At 40.6% G+C, this 13,801-nt stretch carries 16 protein-coding genes; 11 read left to right on the top strand and 5 right to left on the bottom strand.

Annotated elements, in window-relative coordinates; genetic code table 11:
* Positions 1-25 precede the first annotated feature (25 nt).
* The gene (locus LX92_RS11085) at positions 26-1,363 is read right to left on the bottom strand and encodes a 2TM domain-containing protein (RefSeq protein WP_109650489.1); all 1,338 of its coding nucleotides are present in this window, start codon (positions 1,361-1,363) and stop codon (positions 26-28) included.
* Positions 1,364-1,376: 13 nt separating this feature from the next.
* Positions 1,377-1,997, bottom strand: a complete 621-nt coding sequence (locus tag LX92_RS11090) for a tetratricopeptide repeat protein (RefSeq protein ID WP_109650491.1) — start codon at positions 1,995-1,997, stop codon at positions 1,377-1,379.
* Positions 1,998-2,329: 332 nt separating this feature from the next.
* Here LX92_RS11090 and LX92_RS11095 point away from each other — a divergent pair, with 332 nt between their 5' ends.
* The gene (locus LX92_RS11095) at positions 2,330-3,628 is read left to right on the top strand and encodes a DEAD/DEAH box helicase (RefSeq protein WP_109650493.1); all 1,299 of its coding nucleotides are present in this window, start codon (positions 2,330-2,332) and stop codon (positions 3,626-3,628) included.
* 38 nt (positions 3,629-3,666) lie between these two features.
* Here LX92_RS11095 and LX92_RS11100 read toward each other — a convergent pair whose 3' ends face one another.
* Positions 3,667-4,401 carry a LytR/AlgR family response regulator transcription factor gene (locus tag LX92_RS11100; RefSeq protein WP_109650495.1) on the bottom strand — a complete coding sequence of 245 codons (735 nt, stop codon included), beginning with the start codon at positions 4,399-4,401 and terminating at the stop codon, positions 3,667-3,669.
* A gap of 2 nt (positions 4,402-4,403) precedes the next feature.
* Positions 4,404-6,365: a tetratricopeptide repeat-containing sensor histidine kinase gene (locus LX92_RS11105; RefSeq protein WP_109650497.1), complete on the bottom strand. Its 1,962-nt coding sequence runs from the start codon at positions 6,363-6,365 to the stop codon at positions 4,404-4,406.
* A gap of 209 nt (positions 6,366-6,574) precedes the next feature.
* Here LX92_RS11105 and LX92_RS11110 point away from each other — a divergent pair, with 209 nt between their 5' ends.
* From LX92_RS11110 to LX92_RS11150, 9 genes are all read left to right on the top strand, one after another.
* On the top strand, positions 6,575-7,093 hold the full coding sequence (locus LX92_RS11110; RefSeq protein WP_109650499.1) for an ester cyclase: 519 nt from the start codon (positions 6,575-6,577) through the stop codon (positions 7,091-7,093).
* 63 nt (positions 7,094-7,156) lie between these two features.
* Positions 7,157-7,921 carry a hypothetical protein gene (locus LX92_RS11115; protein WP_109650501.1) on the top strand — a complete coding sequence of 255 codons (765 nt, stop codon included), beginning with the start codon at positions 7,157-7,159 and terminating at the stop codon, positions 7,919-7,921.
* Positions 7,922-7,979: 58 nt separating this feature from the next.
* The gene (locus tag LX92_RS11120; protein WP_109650503.1) at positions 7,980-8,516 is read left to right on the top strand and encodes a nuclear transport factor 2 family protein; all 537 of its coding nucleotides are present in this window, start codon (positions 7,980-7,982) and stop codon (positions 8,514-8,516) included.
* A gap of 97 nt (positions 8,517-8,613) precedes the next feature.
* Entirely contained in the window at positions 8,614-9,495 is an 882-nt protein-coding gene (locus LX92_RS22740) for a nuclear transport factor 2 family protein (protein ID WP_109650504.1), read from the top strand.
* Between the two features lie 119 nt (positions 9,496-9,614).
* Positions 9,615-9,929: an EthD family reductase gene (locus LX92_RS11130; protein WP_109650506.1), complete on the top strand. Its 315-nt coding sequence runs from the start codon at positions 9,615-9,617 to the stop codon at positions 9,927-9,929.
* 29 nt (positions 9,930-9,958) lie between these two features.
* A complete protein-coding gene (locus LX92_RS11135) occupies positions 9,959-10,228 on the top strand; it encodes a hypothetical protein (protein WP_109650508.1) in 270 nt (89 codons plus the stop codon).
* A 42-nt stretch (positions 10,229-10,270) separates the two neighbouring features.
* A complete protein-coding gene (locus LX92_RS11140) occupies positions 10,271-11,149 on the top strand; it encodes an SDR family oxidoreductase (RefSeq protein ID WP_109650510.1) in 879 nt (292 codons plus the stop codon).
* Between the two features lie 98 nt (positions 11,150-11,247).
* Positions 11,248-12,009, top strand: a complete 762-nt coding sequence (locus tag LX92_RS11145; protein WP_109650512.1) for a hypothetical protein — start codon at positions 11,248-11,250, stop codon at positions 12,007-12,009.
* A gap of 320 nt (positions 12,010-12,329) precedes the next feature.
* Positions 12,330-12,665, top strand: a complete 336-nt coding sequence (locus LX92_RS11150) for a hypothetical protein (RefSeq protein WP_109650514.1) — start codon at positions 12,330-12,332, stop codon at positions 12,663-12,665.
* A 60-nt stretch (positions 12,666-12,725) separates the two neighbouring features.
* On the opposite strand, the gene LX92_RS22430 is transcribed toward LX92_RS11150, so the two are convergent.
* A complete protein-coding gene (locus tag LX92_RS22430) occupies positions 12,726-12,899 on the bottom strand; it encodes a hypothetical protein (protein WP_170117829.1) in 174 nt (57 codons plus the stop codon).
* 65 nt (positions 12,900-12,964) lie between these two features.
* Here LX92_RS22430 and LX92_RS11155 point away from each other — a divergent pair, with 65 nt between their 5' ends.
* Positions 12,965-13,801: an endonuclease/exonuclease/phosphatase family protein gene (locus LX92_RS11155; protein ID WP_223308361.1), complete on the top strand. Its 837-nt coding sequence runs from the start codon at positions 12,965-12,967 to the stop codon at positions 13,799-13,801.

Raw genomic sequence — 13,801 nt, forward strand, 5'->3', positions numbered from 1 at the left:
TTATTTTTAGGGGATGGATTGTCATTTAGAAGTTTTCATCATCCATATACTTCCTTATCTTTCGTTCTTCCCATGATTTTCCCCACAAGGGATTATACCCAAAAACCTCCATACCATGAACAATCACCCCAAACCCCCAACCGATGGTTGGAAAAATAATCCATGGGAAACTGGTCGTATTATAGTTCAATATGGCCAAACACGGAATCACAATACAATAAGCCATAAGGTTGCCATAAAATCCCTTAAGCCGCTCTACGTGTTCCTTAGCCTTTTCATAACGTTTGTCATCTATATAAGTTTGTTGTGTCTCCATGATTGTTACCTGTTTTGTCAACATTGGCAATTTCACCCTGAATTCGTTGGGCGATTTGGTTATTTCCACTTGCCTGTTGGTTAATATATCGTAGCGTTGTTGAATATTACGCAGCCCCACCCCACTACTCTTCTTTACCACCTGTTTTTCCTGTATATTATTATCGACCACCAGCATATCCCCCTCCTCATACACCTTGATATGCAAGGGTCTTGCAGAGGTGACCACATTGTGCTTTACCGCATTCTCGAGCAACAACTGCAGGGACAGGGGCACTATTTTGGCTTCCGGGTTACTACTGTTGTCGGGTATATCGAAATGAATACTATCCTCAAACCGCATCTTCAAAAGCTTTACGTAGGTTTTGGCAAATTGAAATTCCTCATCCACGGACACCAGGTCCTTATTCTTCTGCTCCAACACATACCGATACACCTTGGAAAGTGAGGTAGTGAATTTCTGCGCCTGATCGGGGTCTTCCTCAATTAAACTGGTCAGTACATTTAAACTATTGAAAAGGAAATGTGGGTCTAATTGGTTTTTAAGGGCATCGAATTTAGCCGAGGCCGTACCTGCAATTATTTTTTGCTCTTTAACCTTGTTTTCCTGCCGATATTTATAATACCATACCGCATAGAACATAAGTGAGATACATATCGCAATGATCAACGACAACTGATAATACCCCAGATTCTCATTGGCAAGGAACTCCATTAAGGGCTTCTTTTCCAATACCACAACAAGAACAATACGGGAAAGGAAAATTCCAAGAATTGAAACCAGGATATTTCCTGTAATCCCTATGGCAAATCTTTTCAAGGTGAACAGGTCATGTTTATAGACTGTAACAAGATGTTCAATCCAATACGCATTTACCATGTACAGGATCAAAGCGAATATCATGTTTTTATAATATTCGGTCCAAGCGATTTGATAATCAAAACCTTCATCGAACCTGCCCGTGAAAAAATAAATGGCAAGAAAAATGAAATAGATCACAGTGCCTATTACGATTGCCTTTATAAAATGATTATAAAATCGTGTCATTGATTACTTGTTCTTATTTACAGTTCTTGACTATTTCTTCCGCCCTGTCTTTTCCCCAATTGGGATGAAAGGCCGACTCTGGCTTAAATTTAGCAAAAAGTTCCAAAGCACGTTCAACATCTTTACAGAATGGAGCGGTATCCTGTCCAAAGTACCGGGCGGACCCCATATCCCATTCAGCCTTTGAAAACACAACCCTTGGGTTTTCCGGGGCCAATTCCAGTGCCTTTTGGTACAGTGCTACCACTTTACCCGAAAGCGTCATTCCGTAGGTAGCCCCATCAAATGCGATCCAAGCCGTATAAATCATAGCCTGTTGCACCATGATTTCAGGATTATTGGGGGATATGGCCTTTGCCAGGTCGATAAACTCTTGGGCCTTGCCCAATTGCTGGGTGACTTTCCCCTCGTCCTGTTCCCCAAAAGAGGCCACGGTGTTCACTTGCGCCCCATAATAAGACGGAAGCCAATTATCCGGTTCTGCCATTGAGATTCTATCAAACAGGTTGGAAGCCTCCAATATATCCCCATTGCCCCAGTACTCAAATGCCTTTTGCATTCCTGAGGTGAATTTATCCTGTGCCGAAACCATTGTTGCCATACACAACAAGACCAATGTAACTGTTTTCTTCATGATTATTTGTTTTATGGATTGTATGGGCCAAAATTGAAACAACCCCAGAACTTATGACAAAATGAATTACCGAACTGTTTAAATTCCATACTGGATTGTCAATTAAATCCACAATTGGCCTGTGCCGCTTTATTATTTCATGAATCACCTATCGAACAAACAGTTTTTAAGGCATCAATACCCTAACCTGTTAAAATCACACACCATTTTTATTATACCATCAACAAAACATTACCTTAAATCACTGAAATTTAAGCGCTTATGGTCATTTCACGGATTTAACTCTTTTTAATAACTAATCCACTACCTTTGCCGCTTATTCTTCACAATACATGACATTCAAAGATTTAGGCATTATAGAACCCATCCTTAAGGCCCTTGGGCAAGAAGGTTATACCAATCCCACACCCATTCAAGAACAGTCCATTCCCATTTTATTGAATGGCAAGGACCTATTGGGTGTTGCCCAGACGGGCACAGGCAAAACCGCAGCCTTTGCGGTACCGATCATTCAACAGATATACAACAACCAACCCGAACAGGGACGCAATCGAAAGATCAAGGCATTGGTGGTTACCCCAACCCGTGAGTTGGCCATTCAAATCGGGGAAAGTTTTACGGCGTATGGCAAATTCACCGGAATTAAGAATACTGTTATTTTCGGCGGTGTAAAACAAGGAAAACAGGTGCAGGCCTTAAGAAACGGAATTGATGTTTTGATTGCCACACCAGGGCGTTTATTGGACCTTATGAACCAAGGGTTCATCTCGCTTAGGGATATTGAATATGTGGTATTGGATGAAGCCGACCATATGTTGGATATGGGGTTTATCCACGACATCAAGAAAATCATAGCCAAGCTTCCTTCCAAAAGACAATCGCTGTTTTTCTCAGCCACGATGCCCAAGGATATCGTTGAACTATCACGTAAGATACTCGGTGATTTTGAAAGGGTCACCGTAAAACCGGAACAAGCCACAGCGGAAAAAGTAGAACAAGTCGTCTATTTTGTAAGCAAGGGAGACAAGGTAAACCTCTTGGTTCACTTATTAGAGGAACAACCCAATAGTTCCGTATTGGTTTTTTCACGAACCAAACACGGGGCAAATAAAATCGTCAAAAAATTAGCCCAGGCGGAAATCCGCTCAGCCGCTATTCACGGAAACAAATCACAAACCGCCAGACAAAATGCCCTGAATGATTTTAAAGATGGGAAGCTTGGTGTACTCATAGCAACGGACATTGCCGCTAGAGGCATCGATGTAGACGGACTATCCCTGGTTATAAACTTTGATTTACCCAATGTTCCCGAAACCTATGTACACCGAATCGGTAGAACGGGAAGGGCCAATGCCAGTGGAATCGCGGTTTCCTTTTGCGATAGGGAGGAACGCCCCTATTTGAGGGATATTGAAAAACTGATCAACCTGAAGGTTCCCAAAATAACCGAGCACCCTTTTCACGAGGAAGTTGCGGAAGGATCCCCCATCAAAAAGAGCCGAAATACACAACGGCCAAAAAATCCCAGTCAAAATCGGAATCGGAATCAATCCAGAAACTCGAATTACAAAGGCAAAAGCAGCGGGAATAGAAATAATAACGATAGGAACAAATCCCGGGGAAGGGATTAGACACCCCAATACATCCAACAGCACCAGTTGACCACAGCTTAAATCGTCTGTAAACGGCTTAACAAAGCCCCTCTGTGCATTTTTGCAATAGGAATGACCTTTCTATCGATTTCAAGATGACCTTCCGCCACAACGTCTAATTTGGAAATATTTACGATGTACGACCTGTGCACACGCAAAAAACCGTGCTTGGGCAATCGTTCTTCCATGGTTTTCAAGGTTGTTGCCAACAAATATGTGCTTGACACCGTAATGATCTTACAATAATTTCTGTCGGCCTCAATATAGAGCATATCAGCCAACAACAACTTTACCATATTGCCCTTGTGACGAATAAAGATGCGATCTTCCAAAACTTTCAAAGTTGAATTTTCGACTTGGGTCTTCCCCCCTTTCAAATCTATCTGTTGAACTACAAGTTCAAATGTTCGTCGCAATTGAATGATATTTAAAGGTTTGGGGATAAACGCAAATGGATGGGTCTTCTTGGCCCTATTGAATGAGGCCTCATCGGTATTGGCCGTGAGGTAAATAATGGGAATATTCAAAATACTGTTAATATGGGTGGCCGTTGCTATACCATCGAGCTTTCCTTTTAGATGAATATCCATTAGAATGATATCCGGATTATTTTCCTGGACATGGAGAATAGCCTCTTCACCCCGGGTCTCTATACCCGTAACCTCAAAACCTAGATTGGTCAATTGGAGGCTGATGTTGGCCGCAATGATCATATCGTCCTCAACCACCAATACCTTTACTTTATTTTCCATTGCTATGCTGCTTTATTATATTGGAATTCAAAGGAAACCGCTGTCCCGTTTTCCACAACCAAATGCATTTCTCCATCAAGCTGTCTGGTTAACAATTTAACCAGTTTAGTACCAAAACCGGTTCCTGTTTCATTTTCGTTTACAGTGGCACCAATACCATTATCCGTTACATTCAGGAATAATTGGTTGCCAGTTTTGCGCAATGCGATAACAACGCTTCCTGATGATTGTTCCGGAAAGGCATATTTCATCGAATTCGTCAAAAGTTCATTTACAATAAGACCAATCGGAATCGCAGTATCAACATCAAGTTCCACCTCCTCCATATCCAAAAGCACCTCAACCCTACTTTGAACACCGAAAACATTGACGATATAATTCGATAAATTAAAAAAATAGGATTTCATTTCTATCGACGATAAACTATTCTCCTGATATAATTTTTGATGTACCATGCTCATACTCTGAATTCTATGCTGACTGTTTTCCATGGCATCCACAATCTTTTTGTCACTGATTTCAGCGGATTGCAAGGTTAAAAGGCTAGAAACGATCTCGAGGTTGTTCTTTACCCTATGATGGATTTCCTTCAGTAAAAACTCTTTCTCCTGGTTTTGTTTTTCGAGCATTTTATTCTTTTTCCTATTGTTCTTCATAGCCTTAAAAAGCAGTACCAAATAAAGTAACAGAAGAAATAGAAAGGCCATGATCAAGGTCTGCCTTAGTTGTTGTTTTGTGATTCGGGTTTGCTGAAGTTGAATGGTATTCTCTTTTTGGGCAACATCGTATTCCGTTCTAAGTAGTGATATTCTTTGATCGGCCTCAGCGGTAAAAACCTTATCTTTTAAATCATCATATACAGCGAAGGCCTGATAAGCTTCTTGATAATTATGGTTGCCTGCATAAGCCTTACCCAAGGTTTCATAGGCCTGACTTAAAAAATACCCATCCCCAAAATCCTCGGTCGCAATAGCGATGCTCTTATTCAGACTTTCTATGGCTGAGATATACATTCCTTGTATATTCTGCAATTTCCCGATAGCCAACCAGGATCGCATCAACATAAAACCATTATCCAACAATTCGGCATATTTCAATGCATTCCCCGCAGCTTCTGTCGCTTTCCCAAACTCGTTCAAATAGCTGTAAAGATCCACTTTGGATATATACACGTCGCTAAGATTATTGTAAAAACCATACCGCTCCCCTATAGCAATCGAATGATCGTAATAGTTCATGGCTTTTTCATATTCTTTCAATCTTAGATAGTTGTTGCCCACCACGTAGAGGGTAAAGTCGTAGTCCAAGTCATTAACACCCCGTTCCTCAAAAATAGCTACCGATTTTAAACCGTATTCCAAGCCCGACTCAAATCTGGATTGCTTCCAAAATAAATTACTTAAATCACTGTATGCTAAAGCTATAGCCTTCTTGTCTTTATGTTCTTCTCCAAGTTGCAAAGCCAGTAATGCATAATCGGCAGCCCGGTCTAACTGCCCCTTACGTTCGTAAACATATCCCATTTGGGTATACAGAAAAGGAAGGTCATTTTCATTGACTTTCCCCTTGGCTTGGGATAAGATGGTGAGGGCACTGTCCAAGGCTTCCATTCGCAACAAAACTGCGGCTTGGGTAATCTGAAACCTCCCCTCCCACAATGTGTTCTCCTTTTTTGAGGCCATATCCAATCCCTTTAGCGTAAAATACATGGATCGGTTCAAATTACGGGTATGCCAATAGTAGGCAAGATCATTGAGTATGGAAAACTTAAGGGTGTCCGACTTGGCCAATGGATAAGACGTTTCCAAGGTATCCAAATAAGAAGCGCCAAAATTATCGGTATCGACAAACACCTTTTTGTAGGGTTTTTCGCGATCAAAGTCCACTATTTGGGAAACACCAAGAAAACCATTCAAAAGTATAATGGTCAGTGGAACGACAGTAGTCAAGAAGCGCAGTCTCATTTCTCGAATTTTTTCACCGGGGGAAATGAGTATTGTTAAATATACAACTTTTTACAAAGGAATGCTCGATAACAAACCATAGGGTTTCGGACAGTTTTTAACGCGCCCCATCCTAAAATCCTTTTAGAATAAGGTTATAATGTATTCCTTGGTCCTATAAAATTTTTACTTGTGGTGCCATACGGTCAACACCATTAACATTCAGGATCATGGGAAGAAGGGGAGTAATATTGGTCATTATCGTATTCTTAGGAATTACCTGTAAGGAGAATAATCATCACAAAAAGGAAATTGAACTTGAAAACGCGATTACAAAAAACTTCGGAAGTTTTATAACGAATGCCTGGAATCATAAAAACATGGATAGCCTAAGATCTATAACCGTAGAAAACTATAGTCGCCGACTCAACGGAATAATGGTAGCGGAAAACCATAATGAACTTGAGGCCAATATGAACATTTATTTTAACGGGTTTCCCGATCTAAAGGTTTCCATTAAAAAAACCATTATCAAGGACAACCATTTATATACCAGCTGGACTTTCAAAGGCACCAACACAGGGACGTTCGGCGAATCCGCTGCCACAGGTAAAAGAATAGCGGTAAACGGATTCTCTGAGGTCACTTTCAATGATGAGGGCAAATTGGTCAAAGAGGACATCTATTATAACGAACTATCGCTTTTACAACAAATGGGGTATTCCTTGGTGCCCCCAATCGTTGAATGAACCATTGGAAACCATATTAAACCAGTAATCAAAGACTAAACAAACACTAAAACAAAGTATATCATGAGCGCACTAAAATCAACTGTATGGGTTACCGTAATATTATTCTTGCTTCCTTATCTGAACATTGCACAGGAAAGTAAAAACCAACTCTTCTACATCCATGAGGATCGGGTTAAACCATCAATGATCCAAGAATATGAACAAATTTCCAAGGAATTCAAGGAAGCCTGCACCAAACACAATCTTCAAGGTCTTAGTTGGGAGGTTGCCTCAACCTCAACAGGAAGATACCTGAATATATCCCCACTAACGAACATGGCTGAACTTGACAAGAACGTTATGGCTCCCTTAGCCGAAAAAATGGGGGACGAGGCTTTTAAGGATATGTTCAAACGTTTTAATCGATGTTATGATAAACATGGGGACTATTTGGTGTACCTCAACGAAGAACTGACCTACATGCCAGAGGGCATTAGCACCACTACAGAAGGTCAAAACTACAGAAAATGGCATTTTCTCCATGTAACACCGGATAATATCCAAGATCTTAAGGAAAAACTCAAGGAACTGAAGGCCTTATTCACCAGAAAAGGATCTAAGGAATACTACCGTGTTTACCACAACGGATTTGGAACAATGGGAGACTACTATGTTGCCGTTCTGTCCGCGATAGACGAGGAGGACTATGCCAAAAAATCGAAAGCGAATCAGGTTTTGTTGGGGGAAGAAGGGAAAAAGGTTTTTGATGATGTTTTCAAATATGTATACAAATATGAGGTTGAATCGGGCAGCATGCACCCTGAGTTGTCTTACTCCCCAAAATAAGAACAGTACCAATGAAAAATTCAACACGATCACAACATAGTATAAAAACCATAGGGTCATGAAAAAATTAAGTTTGCTTCTACTTACCGTAATTCTCGCTATAGGATGCCAGCAAAAAGGAGCTGAACGATACACGCAGAAATCGCCTGAAATCGAAACGGTCAAGAAACTATTGGCCAATTATAATAGTCAATCGTATGATACCAGTATGTATGTTGATACCGCCAAAACCTATTATAACACCAAAGACAATCACATGTCCCCTACCCAGACCATTGCTTTCCACAAGCAAAATGAAGCCAATTACGCGGCAAGGGGTTTTTTGGATAAGGATCAGGAATATGAAATGGTAGTAACCGATGATGGGGAAACATGGGTCAATTGCTGGGTGGATTGGGAAGCTACCTTAGCCGTGAACAATCAGAAATACGATATCCCAATCCATTTGACCTATCAATTTATCGATGGTAAGATTGTGAGGGAATATGGATATTGGGATTCCTCGGTACTCGTGTTGGCATTTCAAGAAGCAGAGGCTCAAAAGAAAATGACCAATCAAAAAGAATCCGATGAACACGGACATTCTGAGGAATAACACTTTAGATTAAAAAAACCAAACCCGGCAGATACATTTGCTAAACATATTTCGGGGGAACAATGCTAGCACCCTGTCGGGTTTTAATCCTAATAACATGAGAAAATTACTTCCAATCCTATTCCTATTCATTGTGGTATGCTTTTTATCGTGTACTTCGAAGGATAAACAAGTAGCTGAAAACATCAAAACATACTCCAATACCTGGGATGGAATCATTAATGCCGGAAAATTGGAATTGATCAATGACACCCATTTTGACGAGCGTATAACGCTACTTATGAATCCTGAAAATATTGTTGGCATTAAAAACGTACAGGATTTTTACGCCAATTATCTGACCGGGTTCACCAATATCGAATTCACCATCGTGGATATATTTGGGCAAGGTGATAAAATCGTAAAACACTGGAATTTCAAGGGAACCCATTCCGGTGATTTTTTTGGGATTCCCGCGACGGGAAAATCAGTGGATATCGATGGGGTAACCCTCGTTGCAATGAAGAACGGTAAAATTACCCAAGAGCAGGACTTTTTAGACAATATGGCCTTTATGCAGCAATTGGGGGTTCTTTCCAACCCCAACAACATCGCTACCATAGATACCTTGTACAAAGCCTTTGCCGCAGGTGATATCCCCGCCGTCCTAGCCTCAATGGATCCCAAAGTGGTGTGGCACGAGGCTGAGGGTAATGCCTATGCCGATGGCAACCCCTACAAAGGTCCAGAGGCAGTTTCAAACGGTGTTTTTGCCCGTATAGGAAAGGATTATGACTATTTTAACCTGGCCCAAATTCAACTGTATGAAATGGCTGGAAATCAAATCCTTGCCACCTTACGCTACCAAGCCAAGTCAAAGAAGAATGGGACCGTCATAGACGCCCAAGTAGCCCATCACTGGTTTCTTAAAAACGGAAAGGTTATCGGATTTCAGCAATATGTAGACACCAAACAATTAGCGAAAGCGGTAAATAAATAAAACAGGGACAACATCTTTATAAAAACTGACAATGACCCCTCTTTTATTTTCAATCATCGACTTGAAATGTAAACAACCATAAAAGGAAGCAGCGGTAAAAGTCAAAACTATTAAACATCATGATCAAACTAACAGTACTTTATGGCCATCCGACGGATATCATTGCTTTTGAGGAATATTATGCCAACACGCATTTACCCAAAGCAGCGAAAATGAAGGGCCATACCAAACTCGAACTCACAAAATTTATAAGCACACCCGAAGGCAGTAAACCAGATTATCACCGGATGGCTGAATTTTGGTTCTCCGACCCCGAAACGATGCAATCAAGCATGGAATCGACCGAAGGGAAGGCCACGGCTTCCGACCTTGCCAATTTTGCAACGGGTGGGGCGACACTTTTGGTAGGAACGGCATTGCTGAAAACCGTATAGAGTAGGCGTAATTAATACATATACTAAAAATGACGAAAACAATCGTAACCCGTCACAAAGTGGGAAATATTGATACTTGGTTGAAAGGACACCAAGACAGGCTTGATGTATTTGCCCCTGCCATAACAGATCTTAAAACATTTCAGGATACAGACGATTCAAATTCAGTGGTTATGGTTATGATGGTAACCGATATGGATAAGTTTCAAGCGATCTTAAATGACCCTACTACCGAGGCCTTAAAAAAGAAACATACGGTATTGGAACCCATAACCATCTCCATGCCGGTAGAAGTTTAAATTTCAGAACATGGATGATATTAAACCTAAGGACAGTTTATTATGAAAACAGTACTGATTACAGGAACCAGCAAAGGCATCGGCCTTGAAACCGCCTTCGCATTTGGGCGTGCCGGCTATAAGGTATTCGCGACGATGCGAAACCCGGAAAATGCTTCCGTATTTAAGCAAAAAATAAAGGAGGAATCTCTGGACATCACGATTTCCAAAATGGATGTGGACTCCGATTCTTCGGTCAAGCAATGTACGGATGCCTTACTTGACCAACACGGAGCGATAGATGTTCTGGTCAACAATGCCGGAATAGAACGTCATGGCGCTATCGAAGAAATGTCCATGGACGATTTCCAAGCCATTATGAACACCAATTATTTGGGTGTGATTCGTTGCACAAAAGCAATGTTGCCACAAATGCGGAAAAACAAAAAGGGTTGTATCATCAATATAGCATCTGTCTCCGGCCATATTGCCAATAGTCCATTAGGTGGTTATGCCGCTAGCAAACATGCGCTCGAAGCCATAAGTGAAGCCCTGGCACAGGAAGTAAAACCTTTTAATATCAAGGTTGCCATTGTAGAACCTGGGATAATCAATACACAAATGGCATCTGATATAGCTGTCGATGGCCAATCGATATATCCGCACTCCAAACGTTTTGCCGGCTTGTTTGCGGCCTCGTTACAAACACCAACACCACCAACACTTGTGGCGGAAAAGATTTTGGAAGTGGCGGAAAGCAATTCTTGGAAATTACGACACCCCGTTGGTCCTGATGCCGAGCCTTTTATATTATGGAGAGCTTCCATGACCGATGAACAATGGGTAGATTGGAATGCGTGCAGTGATGAAGAATGGTATATGGCCGTGGAACAGGATTTTGGTCTGAATGCAAGGCCCATGGAACACCAGGCAAAGCATTAAGAAATGAAAACCATTATGGGAGAGGGCAAAATAAACTCCGATCCTAACAGAATAAGTAGGTTGAGAAACAGAATATTAACCAATTAAATATAGAACAAATGAAAAAGTTAATGTGTACCCTATTGCTATTGCCCTTAATGGCCATGGCCCAAACCAATGAAACTTTGGTTATTGAAAATGTGATGCTTACGGTAAATCCGGAAAAAATCATGGAATTCGAGGCGGGCGTAGCCGCCCACAACAAAAAATTTCACGCCGACGGACCCTATGGTGCCCGGGTCTATAACGTATTGAATGGCAAAAATGCAGGCAAATATATGTTGATTATGGGGCCCTTGCCATGGAGTGCCATGGATGGTAGACCTTCCAGTCAAGAACATACCGATGACAATAATACGAATATCAGCAAATACCTCACCCCGGAAGTTGAAGTGCGTTATATGAAAATGCATCCGGATCTTTCCAATTTCTCCAAGGATTTCGAAATCAACAAAGTATCGGTATTCATGATCGATGTAAAGCGTTTCAAGCAAAGTGAGTTTATTGATAAAGTATTGAAAAAGGTGGTCAAGGTATATAAGGAAAAAATGCCCGATCAGCTTTATGGCATTTACTCCAATGAGATGAACAACATGGACGGAATGGATTTTGCCTGGGTAGATTTCTTCGATAGTTCCTCTTGGATGGCAAGGGAGAATAAATTTATGCAACAATTCGAAGAAGTCCATGGCTCTGGAAGTTTTAAACAATTCCTGGCCGATGTTGAAGCAACGACCGATGGCGACCGAACGGAAATATGGGTCCTCAGGAAAGACCTTAGCGGTGCCAATGCCAAAATTATGGCGGCAACCCCTAAGTGATTGATTATAATTAGCACCAAACATTTGCTGATCGATACTTGTAAAACCCGGTCATTACCGGGTTTTATTTTAAGTAGGCATTTTGCACCTTTATAGGTTTTATTCCTTTTAGGTCGGTTGATGCGATAAGGGGTAACGGTATCTTAAAATAGGTTTACAGTTACCTTACCTAAAACGCAGGCCTTCTTTCAAAATACAACCAGTGAAACAAAAACAATCTTGCCAACAATTACTGTTGCAACCATTGTGGGAATCAGTAGGAATACTCCCTATGATATTTCCGCCAAAACGAAGATAACGAGCTTACTAAAACCATATCCATGAAATCAAACGAAAACCATTGGTCAAAAACTGAACTGCAAATCTATATTTTGTTGCTCTGTGCAAATGCAGATTCAATTGAAACAGAGGAAGAAATGGAATTAATAAAATCGAAAACCAATATGCAGACGTTAAAAAAGTTGTATAATGAGTATACCGGTGATTCGGAAGATGAGCGTCTGGAAAAAATTTCCAAAAATCTGCAATTTCACGATTTTACCCATATGGAACTTATGGAATTTCGAGAAGAAATAAATGAGGTTTTCCATGCGGACAAAAAATTTACGATGATGGAGCGCAATCTGGATCGAATATTGGATAATATAATTTATTAAGGCCTTATATGAGCTTACCCTGGATGTTCCTTATTACTACAACACAGTGATTTGACAACCTTATAGCTGAGGGTGTATGTCGATCGCATCTCGAATAACACCGGCATAGGTCAGCTTTTTACCATCATATCCGAAGGCAATCCTAAAATCTAAACGATTCATATAAAAATCGAACGCATTAACCACATCCTTCCCAAGAAGTACAGATTGGATTTGATGTAAATAGCCTTTCATATTTTAAAATTGAACATATATAAGTACCTTGTGTATTATTTTGTAAAATAATAAAATCCTATATTTTGAAAATTCACTACACCCTCTTTTTTCTGATCCTTTTTATAGCTCAAGGAATACAAGGCCAAGACATTAATGTTATGACCTATAACATCAAATACGACAACACCAAGGATACGGTAAACAACTGGAACGATCGTAAGGAAAGCATGATAAAACTGATCCAACATTATAACCCATCGGTTATCGGTATGCAAGAGGTCTTACACCACCAAATCACCTATATCGATAGTGCATTAACTGATTTTTCCTATATTGGTGTAGGCCGCGATGACGGACAGCAAAAAGGGGAATACTCCCCAATAGTATACAACCACACTAAATTAAAAGTCTTAAAAAGCAATACTTTTTGGCTTTCCCCTACGCCCGAAAAAGTATCCAAAGGTTGGGATGCCGCCTTGGAACGGATCTGTTCCTACGGACTTTTTGAAAACAAGGCCGATCAAAGTAAATTCTATTTTTTCAACACCCATTTTGACCACAGGGGTGCTATTGCCCGTGAAAAGTCGGCGGAATTGATCCTTAAGAAAATCCAAGAAATAAATCTCCAAGGTTACCCCGTGGTATTAACAGGTGATTTTAACCTTAGCCCTGGGGAAAAACCAATAGTATTCCTGAAAAAGAACCTTCATGAGGGCAAGGACTATACACTTAAACCATTTTATGGGCCTAGTGGAACCTTCAGTGGTTTTGACCATAATAGAATATTGGACCTTAAAATCGATTACATCTTTGTGAAGGGTTTCAAGGTGCAATCATATATTCATATTGATGACCGCATGGAGAACAACAAACATATTTCCGATCATTTACCCATTTTGGCCCATTTGACAAAAGAGTAA

This window comes from Maribacter polysiphoniae, assembly GCF_003148665.1.
GTDB lineage: Bacteria > Bacteroidota > Bacteroidia > Flavobacteriales > Flavobacteriaceae > Maribacter_A > Maribacter_A polysiphoniae.